The sequence below is a fragment of the Novosphingobium sp. NPDC080210 genome (assembly GCF_050281025.1).
Lineage (GTDB): Bacteria > Pseudomonadota > Alphaproteobacteria > Sphingomonadales > Sphingomonadaceae > Novosphingobium.
The window spans coordinates 260,715-280,209 of sequence record NZ_JBNNWL010000003.1 but is presented as its reverse complement, the minus strand read 5'-3'; the positions used below and the strand labels follow the sequence as shown (position 1 = coordinate 280,209).

The following is a 19,495-nucleotide window of genomic DNA, read 5'->3' as shown; positions in this document are numbered from 1 at the left end:
ATAGTTAGAGTCCCCGCCAGATGTTCAGGGGGACATCGTTTTTGGGCCCGAACTTGGCCTTGTCGCAAGGGGTTGGCACGAATTTGCGATCATAGCAAAGCTGGACCTCGCGCAGCCAGCCGCCGTTTCCCGTGCGAATGCCGACCGAGCCAACCGGAAAGCGCGGATTGAGCGCCACGAATGCACGGCGCAGGTCGCCCGCAGTCAGTCCCTGCTGGCGGGAGAGGCGGTCGGCATCGGGCAAGCGCACGGCCCGCCACATGGCCTGCGATTTCTGAAAATAGGCTGCCGGTGTCTTGGCCATGCAGCTGCCGTGCTTGGCCCATTCGTGCTCCAGCAACCAGGGCACCGGAGTCATGCACATGTTGGCTTTCAGCTCGGCCTCGGTCGGGCGGGGCGTGAGGCTGCACCACTGCGGGTACTTGCCCGGGGTGCTTTCCGGCCACAGTCCGTGGAGGACAAAGCCGAACCGCCCGATAGCGCCATTGCACTGGTAATTCGCCGGGTCTCTTGCCGCTTTGCCGCCACGGCAGAATTCAGGCGACCAGCTGATCGCCAGGGTATAGCCGGTGATCGGGGTGTCGCGGCGCGGCCCGTCGGGGCGGGGCGGCTGTGGCATGTCGATCCGCTGCGGCGTGCGGCATTGGTAGGCCTGGGCGAAGGCGGGGAGGGGTAGTGCCAGTGCCGCGATCAGCAGCGCCTTGCGGATCATAGCGGGGTGAAATCCAGTCCGATGTCCGCCGCTGGTGCGCTTTGCGTCAGGCGCCCGACCGAGACGTAGGTAACGCCCGTCGCCGCGATGGCAGCGATGGTGTCCAGCCGGACTCCGCCCGATGCCTCGCTCGGCGCGCGGCCTGCGATCAGGGTAACCGCCTCAGCCAGCATGTCTGGCCCCATATTGTCGAGCAGGATATGGCTCGACCCGGCGGCAATGGCCGGTTCGATCTGGTCCAGCCGGTCCACTTCGCAGATCACGTCCTTGACCCCGGCATCGCGCGCGCGGCGCACCGCCTCGGTAATGCTGCCCGCGACGAGGACGTGGTTGTCCTTGATCATGGCAGCGTCCCACAGGCCCATGCGGTGGTTTTTGGCCCCGCCCATTCGGGTCGCGTACTTTTCCAGCTGGCGCAGGCCGGGAATGGTCTTGCGCGTATCGAGCAGGGTCGCCTTGCCCTGCATCGCCTCGATATAGGTCCGCGTCATGGTCGCAATGCCGGACAGGTGCTGCACCGTGTTCAGCGCGGACCGCTCTGCCGTCAGCATCGCGCGGGCATTGCCGGACAGCGTCATCAGCTTCGTCCCGGCGGGCACCTGAGCGCCTTCTTCGACCAGTACTTCGATGGCCATTTCGGGGTCGAGCGTGCGGAAGAATTCGGCGGCAATCGGCAGGCCGGCGACCGTGATCGCGTCGCGGGTGTTCATCACGCCGCTGAACTGCGCTTCTGCGGGAATGACGCTCTCGCTCGTCACGTCATGCCCGCCGCCCGGCAGGCCAACGCCCAGGTCTTCGTCAAGTGTGGAGCGGATGAATGCGGGCAGGTCGAAGCCGGGGAGGGTGAAGGTCATCCGGGCATTTCGCCAGATTTGCCGACTTGCGCAAGTATTGGATCACGCAAAGCCGCAAAGGCGCGAAGAGGTTGCGCTTTGCGTTAGCTTGCGCGCCAATTGCGCGAAGCGCCTTAACAGTCCGCTGCGCAAGGTGCCGCTGCGCTGGAACGCCACATCTTCGCGCCTTTGCGGCTTTGCGTGATTGAATTGGTCTCACACGAAGACGCGAAGAGGTCGCGTCAAACGCTGCGTCATGGTTTTAGCAACGGTGCGTTTGCGGCGACGTCTGGATTTATAAAGGGGCCTGCGGCCCGCGTGACGATCTTCGTGTCTTCGTGTCTTCGTGTGGACCAAAATCAGTGCACGAAGCGCGCCACCACATCGCGGTAGCTGCGCGAAACCTTCACGTCGGCGCCGCTTTCCAGCACCAGGAAGCATTCGCCGTTGGTGTGCGGCTTGACCTGGCGAACCTGGTTGAGATTGACGATCCAGCTGCGGTGGACACGCTGGAACACGCGCGGATCGAGGCGTCGTTCCAGGTCCTTCATCGTTTCGCGCAGGATCAGGCTGTTGTCGGCGGTGTAGATGCACATGTAATCGCCAGCGGCTTCGATCCGCTCGATCGAATCGACATCGACGCGGAAGATCTGGCCGCGGTCCTTGATGTTGATGAGCTTTTCGTAACGCGCCGCGTGTTCCGGTTCTTCCGGCATGGCTTCCATCGCATCGGGCGCGACTTCGGCCAGCACGGTCTTGAGCTTTTCCGCTTCTTCCGCGGCCTGCTTTTCGGCAATGCGCTGGCGCACCCGCTCCATCGTGTCGGCCAGCTTGTCCTCGTCCACCGGCTTCATCAGGTAGTTGACCGCATTCGCTTCAAAGGCGCGGACGGCGTGTTCCTGGTACGCGGTGACAAAGACGATCAGCGGCGGCTCGATCTCCATGATGCCCTTGACCACAGAGAACCCGTCAAACCCCGGCATCTGGATGTCAAGGAAGACCAGGTCGGGCTTTTCCGTCTTGATCTTGCGGATCGCCTCGCGCCCGTTGGAGCAGGTGTCGATCACTTCGACATCGGGGAACTTTTCCAGGCGCAGTTGCAGGCCCTGGATCGCCAGTTTCTCGTCGTCGACAATGATGGTGCGGATGGTCATGGAATAAACCTCTAGCCGGCCAGCGCCGGGCGTTTGTCAGCCGCGGCGGCAGGCACTGCAGGTTCGCGGCGTTCGAAGGGGATTTCGATCAGCACGGCGAACCCACCCTCGGGAGGTTCCATCGTCTCAAAGCGATGGTCTGCACCATAAGCCTGCGCAAGCCGATCGCGAATGTTCGCGAGGCCCACACCGGTGGAAACCTGTTCGCCGCCGTCGAATGTCACGCCGGTCAACCTGTTGTTCGTACCCCCGGATTGCAACCCTGGGCCGGTGTCGGAGACGGTGATGCGAAGGTTTGGGCCGACGAGTTGCGCGGCAATGGTAATTTCCGCGCCAAGTTCCTGCGGGCTGACCGCATATTTGATCGCGTTTTCGACCAGCGGTTGCAGCAGCAGCGAAGGCAGCAGCGCGGCTTCGGTATCGGGTTCGATCTGGAAGCGCGTGCGCAGCCGCTCTTCAAACCGCATCCGTTCGATTTCGAGGTAGAGTTTCAGCGTGTCCACTTCCTGCGCAACGGTTACGCGGCCAGTTGGTTCATTGACCAGGGTATAGCGCAGGAACGAGGACAGGCGGCTGAGCATCGCATTGGCCGGTTCGGTCTGCTTGAGCAGGACCAGCGTCGAGATCGAATTGAGCGTGTTGAACAGGAAGTGCGGGTTCAGCTGATAGCGCAGCATGGCCAGCTGGGCTTGGGTCGCCTGGTTTTCCAGTTGCAGCAACTGGTCGTTCTGTTCCTCGATCTGGAGGAAGAAATTGATCATGTAGTACAGCGCCGACCAGGCCAGCATCAGCGTCGCGTCGAAATAGAACACGCTGATATAGCGTTGGGCGAAACCGCTGCCGGTGCCCATGTAGAGGCTGTTCACCCAGGTATCGACGAAGGCGTAAAGCGCGGTCGCCATGGGCAGGACCAGTGCCGTCACGCCCCAGGTGATCAGCGGGCGGCGATTGATCAGCTGGCGGTAGATCACCGACAGGATCAGGGTCAGCGACAGGCCGGTAATGGTCGAGATCAGGACCAGCACCAGGTAGGATGCCGGCTGCCCGTTGGCGAGGCCCGAGGCCGCGCGCAGCAACATGGCGCCGCTCCACCCTGCGGCCTGGAGACGCCAGAACGCGCGGTTCTTGTTGGCGAAGAACGGGATCGGTCTGAACGGCAGTACGGCCATGGCCCGCCTTTAGCAGAATTTCCGCAGTGCGAAGAGGGGAATTACTTTTTGCGTGCGGCGGCCAGGGCCCTGCCCAGCGTTTCCTTGCCCACGGCGCCGGACAGCAGCTCTCCCCCCGCGATCCAGCTGGGGGTGCCGTCGATGCCAAGTTGCCGCGCGAGTTCGAGATTGGAGGCAAGCTCCGCCTGAACGCTGGGGTTCTTGATGAAAGCGCGGGCGCGGTCCAGGTCCAGACCGGCGGCGCGGGCGGCCATTTCGATGGAGGCGGCGTCGGTCCGCCCGGCGGCGAACATCGCCTTGTGGAAGGCTGGATACTTGCCCTGTTGCGCCGCGGCGAGGCCCCAGCGGGCGGCATCCGCACTGGTCGGCGCAATGATCGGCAATTCGCGGATCACGACTTTCAGGTCCGGGTTCTCGGCAATCAGGGCGTCGACGTCGGCCACGCTCTGGCGGCAATAGCCGCAGGCGAAGTCGGTGAATTCCACCAGCACCACCGTGCCGTTCGGATTTCCCATGACCGCGCCGGGGAAGGGCTTGGTCACCTTTTCGCCCACGCTGGAAAGTTGCTGCCCGGTTTCCTTCTTGCGCAGGTTCTCCATGGCCTGGGGCAGGATCTCGGGGTGCTCAAGGATGTAGTTGTGGACCACGGTTTCAATCGCGGTCCTGTCCATTCCGCCAGCGCCGGTGCGGCCCAGGGTAAAGCCGGCCAGCCCTCCGGCCAAGGCAAGGGCGATGCCGGAAACGATCAGGGGCAGGGCGGGACGCGCGGTGGAATTGGCCATAAGCCGCTGGCTAACGGGCTTTCTTGCCCTGTTCAATTGCCGCGCGCGATTGCATGGCGATATCCCCGGCCCTGATCCAGTCGGGCGATCCCTTGGCCAGCCCCGCCTGCGCCGATTCCGCGCTGCGCAGGGCCTGCGGGAAATTGCGCTGCAAGGTCTGCTGTTCGGCGCTGGCCAGCTGGGCGCGGGGGATGTCGCCCTTGGATCCGTAGATCACGCCGAGCTGATACCAGGCAAAGGGATTCTCCCGGTCCAGCGAGACGGCGGCGCGCAGCACTTTTTCCGCCTCGACCAGTTGCGCAGGGTCTTCCGTGGCGATCAGGGCATGGCCAAAGGTCGTGGCGATCAGCGGGTTGTGGCCGGACAGGTCCGTCGCCTTGCGCAGCGCCGGCAGGGCCTGGGCCGGCTTGCCGGATTCAAGCAGGATCTGGCCTTTCAGCTCCAGGAAATAGGGGTCGTTCGGCGCCTTGGCGAGCAGCGCGTCCGCCTCGGCCAGCGCCTTGTCCAGCCGGGCATCCTTGTGAAAGGCATAGGTCCGCGCATAGCGCGCCGGAACGTCGCTCATCATTTCGGGATAGACCTGCAAGGTGCGCTTCGGTTCGGACAGATAGCCCAGCAGCTTGGCCTTCACCCGCTGGAACCGCGCCTCGATCTGCGGGTCCGCCGGGGCATTCCACGCCGGATCCTTTTCATAGGTGTCCTGCAAGGTGGTAATGCGGTCCATCGTCATCGGGTGGGTGCGATAGAATTCGGAATCCGGAGTGCGGGTAAAGCCATAGCGCATTTCCAGATTGGCCAGCCGCTTGAAGAATTGCAGCGAACCGCGCCCGGAAAGGCCCGCCGCCGAAAGGTACTTCGCCCCGGCAGCGTCGGCACTGGCTTCCTGCCCGCGGCTGAAGGCCAGGTACTTGCCCAGCGCGGCCTGCTGCCCGGCCATGATCACACCCATGGCGGCATCGCCCGACCCGGCCGCTGCGGCGATCCCGCCGAGCAGCAGCGAGAGGATGGAAATTCCCTGCGCCTCGCGCGCGCCGCCTTCGTTGATGACGTGGCCGCCGGTGACGTGGCCCAGCTCGTGCGCGATCACGCCCTGCACTTCCAGCGCGGAACCGGCTTCGTTGATCAGGCCGGCGTTGATGTAGACCGCCTGCCCGCCCGCGACGAAGGCGTTGATCGACATGTCGCCGACCAGCACGACCGAGACATTGCGCGGGTCAAGCCCGGCCGCACGGATCAGCGGCGTCGCCATTTCGTGCAGCAGGCTTTCGGTTTCCGCATCGCGCAGGATTGACTGGGCCAGGGCCGGCTGGACGCTGAGCGTCACGGCCAGGACAAGAGCGAGGCAGCGGGCGAAAAGGCTTTGCAGGGCGCGCATTGGCTGCATTCCTAACGGCTTGCCGCCTGAACCGTGGCTGAAGCTCCGCCGTGTTTCGCCAGGAAGGCCAAGACGGGATCGATCACGCTGCGGTCGCGGTTGAAGGGAGCGGCCAGTTTCAGCACGGGTCCGGCATGGTCCACGCCGGGCAGGACGACTGGCGCGGTCGGTTGCCCCGCCGCTGACAGCTTGCCTGCAAGCGCGACCGAATTGCGCATCTTCACCGTCTCGTCCGCGTTGCCGGTCACAAGCAGCATGGGCGGGGCCTCGTCGCTGACGTGATTGACGGGCTGGGTCGTCCGGGGATCGGCAACATGGCCAAAGGCATCGCGCGCGGAATCCGAAGTGAACGGATAGAAGTCATAGGGACCGGACAGGCCGACCACACCCTTGATGAATCCCTGCGGAACGCCCGCTTCGGCCAGCCAGCGCGGCTCCAGCGCCAGCATGACGGCATTATAGGCTCCGGCGGAATGGCCCATGACGAAAACGCGCTGCGGATCGCCGCCCAATCGGGCCGCATTGGCCCAGACCCAGGCCAGTGCCGCTGCGCCATCCTGCAACATGTGCGGATAGCGCCCCGCCTGACCCAGTCGGTAGCCCGGCAGGACGACCAGGTATCCGGCGCGGGCAAAGTGCCGGCCGATGAAGCCGTATTCGCCGGGCACGCCGGAATGCCAGCCGCCACCGTGGATGAACACCAGGACCGGGTGCGGACCCGGCGCGTCGGGCGCGATGACGTCAAGACGCTGTGCCGGATCGGCGCCGAACCGGGCATCCTTCACCGCCACGTGGCTTCCGGCGCTTCCCGCCAGCACGCGGTCGGCCAGGTCCAGCAAGGCGACCGAATTGGTGGCATGGGCATAGCGCCACGCCCCGAACAGCGCGGTGGCCAATGCGGCCACCACGGCAAGTGCAATCCAGCCCATTCTCTGCAGCCGCCTTCGACCCGTGGAGACAATCATGGCCGCACTCTAGCGGGCAAAGCAAAGGCGCGCCATGCCCCCCGACATGGCGCGCCCCTACGGCTGATTGGACAAGGACTTGTTGTCAGCCGATGAGCTTTTTGGCGGCCTTTTCCAGCAGCGGAATATCGTCCGCCACTTCACCCAGCAGCACCACTTCGCCGCTGGGCAAACGCCGCGCAACAAGCAGGGTGAATTCCGCGCCTTCTGCCGCCACGGCATCGAGCGGGGCATGGTCCAGCAGCCTCAGTTTCTTCGCCAGGGCCTCGCGCGGACAATCGCGCAGTTCCTGGGCCTTGCCGCTTTCCTCGCGCTTGAGGCGGCGCTCTTCGCTGACCACGCCCTTCAGACCGCCCGGGGCCGAGGACAGATAGCTGGCGAGCGTACCCCGGCCGAGGCCCAGGCGCTGCGCATGGCTCAGTGCCGTGGCATATTCGGTCAGGCGGGTCTTGTCGTAGTCCGCGCCGAAGACCAGCTTCACCACTGGGGTCAGCGGCGCGCGGTCCTGCACGGTCAGGCCGGATTCGGCGACCAGTTCCGCAAATTCTTCCGGAGCCTCGGCAGCAGCCAGCGAGAAGTCATAGGCCTTGCCAATGGCTTCATAGAGCGCGCTGCGGGTACGGTCTTCGCTGCCGCGCGCGGCTTCGGCCAGTTCGCGGGCCGAGGCGAGCCAGTCGCCCAGGCCCATGTCGGCCTCTGCCACGGGGGCAAGCTCGATGGACCGTTCGGCAGCTTCCTCGACATGGTCCGGAGCGGCAGGTTCCGCGTCCTGCTCTTCGGCATTGCGCAGCCGCAGCGGCAAGAGGTCGCCCTGGATCCGCACAATGGAACGCAGGTCGAGAGGAATGATCGGCTGGTAGCCGTTGCCTTCATCCTCGTCCTCGGCACCGTCATCGTCCAGGTCCACAGGGCTGGCGAACAATTGCCTTGGTCGGGATAGTACGGGCCGCGGTTCAGGCTCCGGTTCCGTCGCCGCCTGGGGCAAGGCCACCGGCTTTTCGGGTGCTTCGACCTCGTCCAGCAGCTCTTCAGCCATGGCCAGGTCCAGGATGTCTTCCGGCTCTTCGTTTGCCTCATCGGGTTCGGCCAGACCGCCCGGGTCGGCAGGTCCATCGGCCCAATCGGTGATTGGGCTGCTGCGACGCGCCTCAAGCAGGCGGCCTTCGTCCAGGGCCTGGTCGATTTCCAGCATCAGCTCGTCGGTCGTGGCCTGGTCGGCCAGCTCCTTCCAGTTGATGACGCCGCAGATGTAGTCGATGTTCTCATCGTCCGACGAGAACGGCAGCAGGATACCGCGATAAAGGATCGTGCGCGCGTTCTGGTTCACGAACTCCGCTTCGAAGCCGATGGGCGCCTGGTTGGCCAGGATCTGCATGTAGTGGTCGGTAATCCGCGACAGCAGCGAACGGGCCGGAACCTCTTCGAGCGTTTCGATTCGCCCCTGGATGCCGCATTCCTCTGCCAGCTTTGACCCGAGGAAGCGGATGGCGGGGTTTTCGATCCCCTTGGTGAAATCCAGCATGACGCTGTAGGGGCCGAAATCGGGCAAGGCATCGCGATCGAGGTCTTCGATCGAGGGAAAGCTCCGGTCGCCCAGCAGGCTGGCCCAATGGTTGTAGGCCCGCACCTGCATGCGCCGTTCATCCTGCCCCACCGGGCTGGGGGGAGGTTCGCGCAGAGCCTCCTCTTCGCCGAACTCGACCTCGGGCCAATCGTCGCCCAGGTCGATGTCCAGATAATTGCCGCGATACGTGTCCATGTGGTGCCCCACCAAGTCCTGTCGGGGCAATGTGCGCGCGGCGTGGTAAATTTTGCGTTAAGCCAATCGGGTAGCTGCCTAGGCGATCACCCTGCCCTCGTCGCGGGCCGGCATCGGCGCCAGCCAGCGCAGCAAGGGAACCAGAATCAGCAGCAGGATTGCGGCCATGCGCAGCGATCCGGCCACCCCGACATAGTCTGACAGCAGACCCATCGCATAGGCCCCGACCGCCATGCCGCCAAAGGTGACGGCTTGATAGATCGCCAGGCACCGGCCCAGGATTGCTTCGGGAGAGCGCAGTTGCATCGCCACGTTGAGCGTCGAGAGGGTGGAAACCCAGCCGCCCCCCGCAATCATGGCGCAGAGGAGAGCCGCGGGCAGCGTGGTTGCCGAAGCAATGGGCAGCATGGCCAGGGCAAAGGCGGTCTGGGCCACGGCCAGCAGGCGCTCGTTGCCCCAGCGGCGGCGCGCGGGCGCAACCCACAGCGCGGTGATGATCGAGCCCAGTCCATAGGCGCCCAACAGCAGGCCGAAATCGACCTCGCTCCCGCGCATCTGCTCGCGCACAAGGACCGGCACCAGCGCCAGGAAGGCAACGGCCGCAAAGCCGAAGGCGAAACCCCGGCCCAGGACGCGCCGCACCGGACTGGACCCGGCGCAGAACTTCACTCCGGTCGCGATTGAGGCCAGCATCGGCTGTCGCTCGCGCGCGGGCATTTCCGGTCGCCAGCGCAGCAGCACCACGATCAGTGCGATGTAGGACAGCGAATTGAGCGCGAAGGCGGTTGCCGGACCGGCGAGCGAGATCAGCAGGCCGCCGATGGCAGGGCCGACGCTGCGCGCCAGGTTAAAGGCGATGGTGTTGATCGAGATCGCTTGCGGCAAGTCTTCCGGACCGACCTGCAAGCGCACCGATGCTTGCCAGGCGGGACCGTTGAGCGCCGTTCCCGCGCCGACAGTGAGGGTCAGCGCCAGCAGCGAAAGCGGGCCGATCATCCCGGCCCAGGTCAGCGCGGCCAGCAGTCCCGAAGCGATCAGCATGCAGACCTGCGCGGCGAGCATCACCAGCCGCCGGTCATGATTGTCGGCAATGGCTCCGGCAAACAGGGCGAGCAGCATGACGGGCAGGGTGGTCGAAGCCTGAACCAGCGCGATCAGCTGGTGCGACCGGGTCAGGTCGGTCATCAGCCAGGCGGCGCCGACCGACTGGATCATCGAACCGATGTTCGATGCCAGGTTTGCGGTCCAGATCGCGCGGAAGGCGGGAAAGCGGAACGGCGCAAAGGTGCTCCCCGGTGCAGTAAGGCCAGTGGATCGGGATTGCGCTTCAGTCACTGGACAGGGGTTAGGCGCGCGAAGCGGCCAAGGTCAATCGCTCCAGGCGGACAAGTTGGGATCGATCAGGGCCAGCTGGCGGCGCAGCGCCGCGCGGGCCAGCCGCTCCGTCTCTGCCTTGCGCCGCGCGGCGGCCAGCGGAACCGTGGCGGCGGGACGCAGGATTTCGGCGTCATAGCCATCAGCCACGATCAGGCCGCAGCGCTGCGGCAAAAAGCCGGGTTCTTCCATGCAGGCGCGGTCGAGGTGCGGGGCCAGGCCCCAATAGAACCGGTCGCAATGGTCCAGATAGTCGGTCCACTTGCCATCGCCCAGCAGGTCGGCACGGCTGACCTTGATTTCGACAATGACCAGGTGGCCCTTGGCATCGATCCCCATCAGGTCGGCGCGGCGGTTCGACCGCAGCGGCATTTCCGAAAGGCACCAGATGTCGTTCCGCGCGAACAGGCGGCAGATTCCGCGCGCAACGGCCTGGGCTGCCTTCAGTTCTGTATCGACGGGAATCGGAGCGGGCGAAGGCATGGCCCAGCCTAGGAACAAACTGTGAACTTCGCAAGCCTGCGCAACAGTTCGCTCAGGCAGAGGCTCTCAGGCTGATGGGAACCAGGGCCAGAACGGCGGCTTCGGCAGCGTGGAATTCCTCGCTGAGGGCAAGAGCCGCTGCAGCAGGGTTCCCGCCGCGTTCGTGGATCGCCAGCAAGGCGACAAGGCCCGCCTCCATCACTGCTGAGAGATCCTCGATTGCCTCGCGAACCACTTCCTGCCGCCACAGATCGGCGTGGAGCATGGTATCGGCCAGATCGCGCGATTCCGGGTGCGGCTGCATAGCGGAATGGCCCGACAGGAGCCGGACTGCCTCCGCTGCTTCCTGCAAGGCAGCCCACTTGAGCGCGAGCGTGCCGCAATTGCTCCGCTCCACCGGAGCGTGAGCCGGAACCAGCTGCATATCGCCAGCGCCGGGCATGGGCGAATCGAGGCGGGTGTGCATGTTCATGCCCCGGGTCTAGGAACCACCCCTTGCCAAAAAGCTAACCTGTGTTGTGAAAGCGAAAAGGCACTGGCGCATTTCCCCCCACACTGCTAACCGCGCCCATCACGCACCCGTAGCTCAGCTGGATAGAGCGCTGCCCTCCGAAGGCAGAGGCCACAGGTTCGAATCCTGTCGGGTGCGCCAGTCTTTCCCATTCCGCTGTGTCAGCACCGTGGGGTTCCTACCTATATTAGGTGTTATCCCTTACTTGACCAAAACAGGGGCGAGAGGGATTAAACCGCGCCCGGTAGAAGTGCGATGGGCCAGGCCGGACGGGGTTCCAGGCCGTTTCTTTTGCAGGCGGGCTCGCATCGAACATGGAGCACAAGATGGGTGGGATCACTGCCATCCTTGTCGATGATGAGGAGGACATTCTTCCCGAATACCAGGAGATGCTGGAGCTTGAAGGCTATGGCGCGCTGGTCTCGGCTGACCCCGAACAGGCGTTTCGCATTGTCTGCGAACGGCCTGAAATCCAGCTGGTCATTACCGATCTGCGCATGGCGCGGCTGGATGGCGCGGGATTGATCCGCAAGCTGCGCACTGCGCTGCCCGACCGCAAGCTGCGCTTCATCGTGATCACCGGAGACGCCACCGTCAATCATGATCCTGCCGAAGTGGGCGGACCTGTCCTGCTCAAGCCGGTTGACCGTCAGCGCTTGATCGCGGCGGTGTCGGAGGCCCTTTCGGAACGCGTATGATGGCGGCAAGCGAAGCGCGCGGTCTGGCCGAGCGATCCGGTCTGGTCTTGCGCGACCTGGCCTTTGCCGCCTTGCTTGGCGGTCCGGCGTTGGCGCTCAACTTTCTGGAAGTGCAACTGGGCTGGGGCCTGCACTTCATCTTCGGCAATGCGCTGATCTTTGCCTTCCTGCGCACGGTCAGCCCGCGGCGGATCGTCCTGGCAGGGGCGATTGCCAGCTTTCGCAGCGTCATGCTGTGGGGGCATCCGTGGGCCTGGTTGATCTGGACAGCCGAAGCGGCGGTACTGGCCTATTCCGTGCGGCGCACCGCTCCGGTCCGGGCCAGCGTCCTGTTCTGGGTGTTCCTCGGCACGCCGCTATTGGCCCTGACCTATGGCTGGATCATGGGCATGGACCGTACGTCCCTGCTGCTGGTCATTGGCAAGCAGGCGGTCAATGGCGTGCTCAACGTGGCCTTGGGCGAGGCGCTCTACCTGGGCTTCCTGATCCTGGCGATCCGGCGCAGGCGGTTGCGCTGGCCGACCGTTTCGATCGAGGCCACGTTCCAGATGTTCACCATGCTGACCATCCTGGTGCCGACCGTCATCTACCTGTCGATCGATGCGCCCAATCGCGAAGCTGCCGCGCGCGAGACCGTGGCGACCAGGCTGGAAGACCGCATTTTCGTGGCCGGAGCGCAGCTTGACAGCTGGCGGCAGGCGCGTGAGGCCGAGATCGAGACGCTGGTGCATGAGCATGGCCAGCCGGAGGGCCCGGACCGGCAGACCCTGGACCACCTCTACCGCGACTTCGATGCGCTTGCGGTTGTTTCGGACGGCGGCAATGTCCGGACTTTCACGCGCCCCGGGCAGCGTGAAGCAACCGGACTGCTCCTTGCTGGCAAGACCGCGCCCCCCTCCCAGCCTGGGGCCAGGCTGCTGGCCCAGGCGGATCGTGCGGGCCGGGCTCACCTCCTCATGGTGGTCCGGACCGAGACGGCGCCGGGCCGCTGGGCCGTGGCAGCCTTGCGGACGGACGCGTTGAAACGGATCCTGGGCCGGTCCGAACAACCTTCGGACCTCGATCTCTATCTGGTTGGCCCGGACCATCGCCCATACCGGGTGGCCAGCAAAGGCGAAGCTGCCCTGCCCCTGGAACGGCCGATCGATACAGAAGCCCTGCGCGCCGCTGACCGCCAGGCCTCCGTTATCGGGCCGCGGACCTATGGCGATTCGCTGATGAGCGATTTGCGCAAGGCGCTGCTGATGCGCGCCATGCCCGCGCCTGGCCTGCTGGACTGGCAGATCCTGGTCGCTACCCCGCTGGAGCCCGGCGTCTTGCAGGCGCGCAAGGGACAATCGGTGATGTTCCTGACCCTGTTCGGGCTGGTCATCGCAATGATGTTGCTGAGTGCCGGTCTGGCCCGGCGTCTGGAACTGTCGCTGCGGCGGATTGCGCGGGCGGCGGCAGACGTGACGCTGACCGGGGCCAGGCCCGAACGGGTCGATAGCCTGGTCATCAGCGAACTGAACGACATCACGGTCAACCTGGCAATGACCGATACGGAGGTTTCGCGAGAACGCAGTGCCCTGATCGACTATCAGCGCCGCCTGCTCAGCATTTCGACCCACGCGCCCGTGGTCGTCTATGCCGTGGGCCGTTCCGGAAGCGCGGCGGGCCGGCTTTTGTACATCAGCGACAGCGTGGAGAAGCTGCTGGGCTATCGGACCGTCGAGGCGCGGACCGTGGGCTGGCTGCTGCGCAAGATCCACCCGGATGACCGCGCGCGCTATGAAGCTGCCCTTGCTGACTTGAAGGAAACGGACGCTTTCGAACTGGAATACCGCATCCGCCACCGCAAGGGGCACTGGGTCTGGATCTACGATACCATTGCCATGGCATCCGATCCCTATTTCAAGCGGGCCGAGACGGTCGGCCTGATGATCGACGTGACCGATCGCAAGGCGGCGGCCGAACAACTGGTCCAGGCGGACAAGATGGCCGGTCTGGGGCAAATGGTGGCAGGCATTGCGCATGAATTGAACCAGCCGCTGAACTTCATCCAGATTGCGGTATCCAACCTGAAAGAGCGCACTGCCCGGAACATGCTGGACCGTGACCGGTTTGCGCAGAAATTCGATCAGGTTCTGTCCCACGTCGATCGCGCCGCAGCGATCATCCAGCAGATGCGCGTGTTCGGCCGGACCTCAAGCGAGCCGCCCCAACCGGTCCGGCTGACCGAAGTCGTGGACGCAGTCCTGACCATGGTCCGCCCGCAGCTGTCGAACAATGGAATCGCCATCGACGCCGAAGGGGTCGATCCCGCGCTGCTGGTCCAGGCCCGGCCCAACTTGCTGGAGCAGGTTCTGCTGAACCTGTTCCTCAATTCAGAGCACGCGATCCGTTCGCGCGCAGATCAGGAACCAGAGCATCAGGGACGGATCACGCTCGCCACACGGACGGAGCGGAACCAGATCGTCCTGACCTTTGACGACAATGGCACGGGCTTTTCGCCCGAGGCGGCGAAGAAACTGTTCGAGCCGTTCTTTACCACCAAGCCGCCGCGCGAGGGGATGGGGCTGGGCCTTTCGATCAGTTACGAAATCATCCGCGACCTGGGCGGCGACATTACTGCCGCCAACAATGGCGACGGCGCGCGCTTCGTCATCCGCCTCAAGCCTGCCTGAAACGGTCCGGCTTCTCAGGCCCAGCCCTGCTCCAGGAAGCGCACGGCGCAACCGGCGAGCAGCGCCGCACCCTTGGGCAGGGCGGTTTCGTCCACCGTCATGCGCGGGGAATGGATCGCCGGACAGGAACGCCAGTCGGCCCCTTCGTGCGCCACGCCCAGGAAGAACATGGCGCCGGGCACCTTTTCCAGCACGTAGGAAAAATCTTCCGCGCCCATGATCGGCTGGTCGAGTCGGCGGAAGGCACCGGGACCGAACAGATCATGCGAAACCGCTTCGCCCAGGTCGACCGCGCGGGGATCGCACAGGGTGACCGGGAAACCGGGCGTGATCGTGACGCGCGCTTCCGCGCCGTGAGCCGCCGCAATCCCTTCGGCCAGCCGGGTCAGCGCGGCGTGCAGCTTGTCCCGGTGGCGCGATGAAAGCGTGCGCAGCGTGCCGCGCAGCGTGGCAAAGTCGGCGATGATGTTGTGCGCCGTACCGGCCTCGATCCGGGCCACCGTGGCAATCACCGGATCGTGCGCGTCGAACTGCCGCGCGACCAGGGCTTGCAGTGCGGTCACGATCTCGCAGGCGATCGGCACCGGGTCCAGCGCGCTGTGCGGCATGGCGGCATGGCCGCCGCGGCCGGTAACGGTAATGTCGAATTGGTCGGCTGAGGCCATCAGCGCCCCGGCGCGGCCTGCCACAACCCCGTGCTGGGCATTGGGCATGACGTGCAGGGCAAAGGCGGCGTCGGGCAGTTTGTTGTCTGTACCTTCGCCGCCCAGCAGGCCGTCCTCCAGCATGAACTTCGCGCCGTGGAAACCTTCCTCGCCAGGCTGGAACATGAAGCGCACTTCGCCCTTCAGGCTGTCGCGGCGCGCGCAGAGCAGGCGGACCGCTCCCGCCAGCATCGCCGTATGGGTGTCGTGGCCGCAGGCGTGCATCGTGCCGGGAACGGTGGAGGCATAGTCCAGCCCGGTTTCCTCGGGCATGGGCAGGGCGTCCATGTCTCCGCGCAGCAGTACGCAGGGACCATCGCCTGCGCCGCCCTTCAGCGTGGCGACGACGCCGGTGGTCGAAGGACCCTCGCTCCATTCCAGCGGCAGGTTGGCAAGGGCTGCACGGACCTTGTCGCGGGTTTTGGGCGTGTGCAGGCCCAGCTCCGGCTCGGCATGGATGGCGCGGCGCAGGGCGACGATTTCGCCTTCCAGCGCGCGGGCTTCGTCAAGCAGCTTTTCGTGCAGCATCGCTTGCTCCGATCTTGGCGGCGATCCGGCGCGCGGCCGCGTTGTGGGCGCGCACCGAATGGACCAGCAGCAGGTTGAGGACGACCGACTGGTACAGCATGTACCACACCGGGCTGCCGGCAATCATCGACAGGCCCAGCACGATGGCGCGGGGATTGGGGCCCAGCACCTTGCACAGCAGCAGCAGCGGCGGCGCTTCGGCGCGGACCGCATCGGCGATAGCCGCCAGCCGGGTCTTGTCGCCCTGCGCCTGATCGACCGCGGCATCGATCCGCAGCGCTTCGGGAGTCATGCCGCTGGCGACGGCGATGTAACTGGAAACCAGCTTGCCCGCCCAGCTTTGCGAGGTGGCGGAGCCTTCCTTGGCATGGCTGTTGCGCAGCCAGGGCGTGCCATAGACCCACCACTGGTATTGCCGCCGCTGCACTTCGACATGGTTGGCCTGAAGCGCGTGGCTGATCCCGGCGCCGACCACCAGCACCCAGGCCAGCCAGCCGCTGAACAGCCCGGTGCCCGCTGCCAGCATGGCCGCCAGCATCAGGTAGACCGCGATGTGGCTCAGATAGTCGCACAGCCCGTCGACCATTTCGCCAATCGGGCTGGAGCGGCCGGTCAGCCGGGCGAGATCGCCGTCCGCGCCGTCGACCACGTGCCAGGTCATGTGCAGGGCCATGCCCACTGCTGCCATCACCGGGCCGGTGAAATTGGTATAGACCAGCCCCGCAGCCACGACGAAGCCGGCTCCCAGCACTGAAACCATGTTCGGCGTGACTGGAGTCGGCGCCAGCAGGCGGGCGAATTGCCACGCCAGTGGGTGGTACAGGTAATAGTTGAGCGGGTCCTGCAATTCGCGCGGGCGCATGGGCCGCTTCATGCGCGGCGGTGCGGGCGAATTGAACTGCGTTGGCCCTTCGGCCGGAACTGGATCCATGACCCTCTGTGCGCTCCCGATACAAAAGCGGGTCATGGGGATACCCGCCTGAACGGCTGCTTATAGCCCGACAGAATCGCAGCACTAGCATTTTGACCGTTTTGCCACGCGAACCGGCTTTCGGGTCCGGCGGCCTTCCTGTCGGGGCGGACCGAGAAACCTTGCAGCTTCAGTAGAAGTTCATAAGTAAAAGATCTATTCCGTCAGGGAAGCGGCGCAGCGCTCCACCCGGTTGACCATGGTTGCAACAGGTAGGACATGGCCTTGCACGATCCGCAAACTGCGCGGCGCGAATCCGTACCCAATCCCGGACCCACGGCCTTTCGCGCGCTCATTCTTCCCGATCAGACCTTGCCCGCGCCGTTCGCGGGAAGAGTTGCCGGCATCACCATCGCCCAGCGGCAGCGGCGGCAGTTGCTGCGGCTGGGCGCGGAAAGCGTGCACGAGGGGGAGAACCCACGCCGCGGTCCGGTCTTGTTGATCGAAGCCGGCCTGATTGCCGACGAACGCCTGCTCGCCGCCTTCCTTGCCGAGGTACAATCCCGGTCCTGGTCGCGTGGCCCGGCCATGGCCGTGGGTCCGGATGGAACACCCGGCGGACTCGCCTGGCTTCCGGCGGGCCTCGCAGCGCCGGACTGGGCGCAGATCAGGCGCGAGGCCGAGCCAGTCGATCTTTCCGGCGTCGACACCTACTCGCCTGAACGGCGCCGCCGCGTTCCGCTGCTGTGGCAACGACCAGAGGATGCGGCATCGGCCAGAAAAGCCGCCAGCGCGCTTCTGGCCGCTGCGCAAAAGGGCTGCCTCGATTGGCCCGCGCGGTTTGTTCATCCGCCGATAGAAAATGCCGCTGTCCGGCTGCTGTGGCCGACGGCCGTCACGCCAAACATGATTTCCGTCCTCGCCTTCCTGCTCGGCCTTTACGCGGCCTGGTGTTTTGCGACGGGTGCGCTGTGGACGGGTCTGCTGATTGCTCTGGCCGTCGGCCCGATCGACGGAATCGACGGAAAGCTGGCGCGCAGCAGGATGGAATTCTCCCCATGGGGCGATCTGGAGCACGTCGGCGACAAGATCGTCGAATATGCCTGGTTTGCGGGGCTGGCAGCGGCGCTGGGCACGGGAACCGCCTGGGCGCTCGCGGCGCTGATCGTCTGCACTGCCCTGGCCGAAGCGCTGCTGGGCGAATTCTACCGCCGCATGACCGGCGCGCAGCTGGACGATGCGGGGCGGTTCGAGCGAAATTATCGCCTGGTTTCGGGGCGCCGCAACACTTTCTTCTGGTCCTTGCTGCCCTTTGCCTGGTTCGACGCTTGGCACGCCGGTCTGATCGCAATTGCAGTCTACGCGGCGGTCAATTTCTTCATCATGCTGTGGCGCTTTTTCGTCCGCCTGGCCGAATATGGTCGGGTGCACTCGGCTGCAATTGCCCGAAATCTCGATGCCACGGCCTACGAAAAGGTGTTCGAGGATCATGGAGAACAAGAATCCGGTGGAGAAGCATCGCCTGGCCCCCGTGCGGCGCTGCCACCCGCCGGGAGCCTGGGCGCGCCTTGATAATGCGCCGTTTTGGATCAATTCCGGCGGCCCGCGCCGTTCAGGAAGGGGTTATGGAGCTTGTCTTAATGCCACGGTGAGGCAAGCATTCGGCTTGACGCGCGCCAATTGGCTTGCTTTTGGCGCGTGATTTTTTCAAAGACGGGCCTTTCGCGGCCCCGATAATGTCGCTCGAGTAAGGACGAAATCAGAATGAAGCCCATCAAGGTCGCCATGATCGGCGTCGGCAACTGCGCAAGCTCCCTCGTTCAGGGCGTTGCCTACTATCGCCAGAACAACTCCTCGCAAGGTCTGATCCACGACAAGATCGGCGGATACGGCGCGGGCGACGTTGACTTCGTGCTCGGCATCGACGTCGATGCGCGCAAGGTTGGCAAGGACATTTCCGAAGCGATCTTCGCTGCTCCGAACAACACCAAGGTGTTCATGCCCAGCGTGCCGGCCACTGGCGGCAAGGTCATCATGGGCAAGGTGTCGGACGGCGTTGCCCCGCACATGACCACCGTGGGCGAAAAGGGCTTCATCGTTGCTGACGAACCCGAAGCCGACAAGGACCGCATCGTCCAGGCGATCAAGGATTCGGGCGCCGAAGTCCTGATCAACTTCCTGCCCGTGGGTTCGCAGCAGGCCACCGAATTCTACATGGAATGCGCGCTGGAAGCTGGCGTGGCCGTGGTCAACTGCATGCCGGTGTTCATCGCCTCGCGCCCCGAATGGGAAGCGCGCTTCCGTGAAAAGAACCTGCCGATCGTCGGTGACGACATCAAGGCCCAGGTTGGCGCCACCATCGTCCACCGCGTCCTGTCCAGCCTCTTCGCCGCCCGCGGCGTCACGGTTGAGCGGACCTACCAGCTCAACACCGGCGGCAACACTGACTTCATGAACATGCTGGACCGTCAGCGTCTCGGTTCGAAGAAGGAATCGAAGACCGAAGCCGTCCAGGCGATGCTGGCCCAGCGTCTCGAAGACGAAAACATCCACGTCGGCCCGTCGGACTATGTGCCGTGGCAGAAGGACAACAAGCTGTGCTTCCTGCGCCTCGAAGGCCTGCAGTGGGGCAACGTGCCGATGGAACTGGAACTCCGCCTCTCGGTGGAAGACAGCCCGAACTCGGCCGCTTGCGTCATGGACGCGATCCGCTGCGCCAAGGTTGCGCTGGACCGCGGTGAAGGCGGGGCCCTGATCGGTCCGTCGGCCTACTTCTGCAAGCATCCGCCGCAGCAGTTCAACGACGATCTGGCTGCCCAGATGGTTGACGAATACGTCTCGGACGCTCCGCTCGCCGCTGAATAAGCGCGGA

At 64.9% G+C, this 19,495-nt stretch carries 17 protein-coding genes and 1 tRNA gene; 5 read left to right on the top strand and 13 right to left on the bottom strand.

What is annotated here, in order from left to right; genetic code table 11:
- Nucleotides 1-4 precede the first annotated feature (4 nt).
- The 11 genes from ACQKOE_RS10315 to ACQKOE_RS10265 form a co-directional block, all read right to left on the bottom strand.
- Entirely contained in the window at nucleotides 5-712 is a 708-nt protein-coding gene (locus ACQKOE_RS10315) for a ribonuclease T2 family protein (RefSeq protein WP_427512715.1), read from the bottom strand.
- Entirely contained in the window at nucleotides 709-1,566 is an 858-nt protein-coding gene (gene nadC, locus ACQKOE_RS10310; RefSeq protein ID WP_427512714.1) for a carboxylating nicotinate-nucleotide diphosphorylase, read from the bottom strand. The genes ACQKOE_RS10315 and nadC overlap by 4 nt, the downstream gene beginning before the upstream one ends.
- A 338-nt stretch (nucleotides 1,567-1,904) precedes the next feature.
- A complete protein-coding gene (locus ACQKOE_RS10305; RefSeq protein ID WP_374590890.1) occupies nucleotides 1,905-2,699 on the bottom strand; it encodes a LytR/AlgR family response regulator transcription factor in 795 nt (264 codons plus the stop codon).
- An 11-nt stretch (nucleotides 2,700-2,710) separates the two neighbouring features.
- On the bottom strand, nucleotides 2,711-3,868 hold the full coding sequence (locus ACQKOE_RS10300; RefSeq protein WP_427512713.1) for a sensor histidine kinase: 1,158 nt from the start codon (nucleotides 3,866-3,868) through the stop codon (nucleotides 2,711-2,713).
- Between the two features lie 41 nt (nucleotides 3,869-3,909).
- Nucleotides 3,910-4,650 (bottom strand): DsbA family protein, encoded by a 741-nt coding sequence (locus ACQKOE_RS10295; protein ID WP_374591206.1) that lies wholly within the window; start codon nucleotides 4,648-4,650, stop codon nucleotides 3,910-3,912.
- A gap of 10 nt (nucleotides 4,651-4,660) precedes the next feature.
- A complete protein-coding gene (locus ACQKOE_RS10290) occupies nucleotides 4,661-6,025 on the bottom strand; it encodes a M48 family metalloprotease (protein WP_374591209.1) in 1,365 nt (454 codons plus the stop codon).
- 11 nt (nucleotides 6,026-6,036) lie between these two features.
- Nucleotides 6,037-6,954 carry an alpha/beta hydrolase gene (locus ACQKOE_RS10285; RefSeq protein ID WP_374591212.1) on the bottom strand — a complete coding sequence of 306 codons (918 nt, stop codon included), beginning with the start codon at nucleotides 6,952-6,954 and terminating at the stop codon, nucleotides 6,037-6,039.
- A 121-nt stretch (nucleotides 6,955-7,075) separates the two neighbouring features.
- A complete protein-coding gene (locus ACQKOE_RS10280) occupies nucleotides 7,076-8,749 on the bottom strand; it encodes a PAS domain-containing protein (protein ID WP_427512712.1) in 1,674 nt (557 codons plus the stop codon).
- 78 nt (nucleotides 8,750-8,827) lie between these two features.
- Nucleotides 8,828-10,084, bottom strand: a complete 1,257-nt coding sequence (locus ACQKOE_RS10275; protein WP_427512711.1) for an MFS transporter — start codon at nucleotides 10,082-10,084, stop codon at nucleotides 8,828-8,830.
- Between the two features lie 33 nt (nucleotides 10,085-10,117).
- Nucleotides 10,118-10,606, bottom strand: coding sequence for an MmcB family DNA repair protein (locus ACQKOE_RS10270; RefSeq protein ID WP_427512710.1), 489 nt, complete (start codon nucleotides 10,604-10,606; stop codon nucleotides 10,118-10,120).
- A 52-nt stretch (nucleotides 10,607-10,658) separates the two neighbouring features.
- Nucleotides 10,659-11,078, bottom strand: coding sequence for a hypothetical protein (locus ACQKOE_RS10265; protein ID WP_427512709.1), 420 nt, complete (start codon nucleotides 11,076-11,078; stop codon nucleotides 10,659-10,661).
- Between the two features lie 103 nt (nucleotides 11,079-11,181).
- Between ACQKOE_RS10265 and ACQKOE_RS10260 the strand changes: the two genes are divergently transcribed.
- From ACQKOE_RS10260 to ACQKOE_RS10250, 3 genes are all read left to right on the top strand, one after another.
- Nucleotides 11,182-11,258 (top strand) — tRNA-Arg (locus ACQKOE_RS10260).
- A 173-nt stretch (nucleotides 11,259-11,431) separates the two neighbouring features.
- On the top strand, nucleotides 11,432-11,815 hold the full coding sequence (locus tag ACQKOE_RS10255) for a response regulator (RefSeq protein ID WP_427512708.1): 384 nt from the start codon (nucleotides 11,432-11,434) through the stop codon (nucleotides 11,813-11,815).
- Nucleotides 11,812-14,481: a sensor histidine kinase gene (locus ACQKOE_RS10250; RefSeq protein WP_427512707.1), complete on the top strand. Its 2,670-nt coding sequence runs from the start codon at nucleotides 11,812-11,814 to the stop codon at nucleotides 14,479-14,481. Before ACQKOE_RS10255 ends, ACQKOE_RS10250 begins: the two co-directional genes overlap by 4 nt.
- A gap of 14 nt (nucleotides 14,482-14,495) precedes the next feature.
- Here the strand turns inward: ACQKOE_RS10250 and ACQKOE_RS10245 are convergent, their stop codons facing one another.
- A complete protein-coding gene (locus ACQKOE_RS10245; RefSeq protein ID WP_427512706.1) occupies nucleotides 14,496-15,713 on the bottom strand; it encodes a M20 metallopeptidase family protein in 1,218 nt (405 codons plus the stop codon).
- Nucleotides 15,691-16,644: a CDP-alcohol phosphatidyltransferase family protein gene (locus tag ACQKOE_RS10240; RefSeq protein ID WP_374591235.1), complete on the bottom strand. Its 954-nt coding sequence runs from the start codon at nucleotides 16,642-16,644 to the stop codon at nucleotides 15,691-15,693. The genes ACQKOE_RS10245 and ACQKOE_RS10240 overlap by 23 nt, the downstream gene beginning before the upstream one ends.
- A gap of 258 nt (nucleotides 16,645-16,902) precedes the next feature.
- Between ACQKOE_RS10240 and ACQKOE_RS10235 the strand changes: the two genes are divergently transcribed.
- Nucleotides 16,903-18,195, top strand: a complete 1,293-nt coding sequence (locus ACQKOE_RS10235; RefSeq protein ID WP_427512705.1) for a CDP-alcohol phosphatidyltransferase family protein — start codon at nucleotides 16,903-16,905, stop codon at nucleotides 18,193-18,195.
- Between the two features lie 192 nt (nucleotides 18,196-18,387).
- Complete coding sequence (locus ACQKOE_RS10230; protein WP_427512704.1) at nucleotides 18,388-19,488, top strand: inositol-3-phosphate synthase; 1,101 nt, start codon at nucleotides 18,388-18,390, stop codon at nucleotides 19,486-19,488.
- Nucleotides 19,489-19,495: the final 7 nt, after the last annotated feature.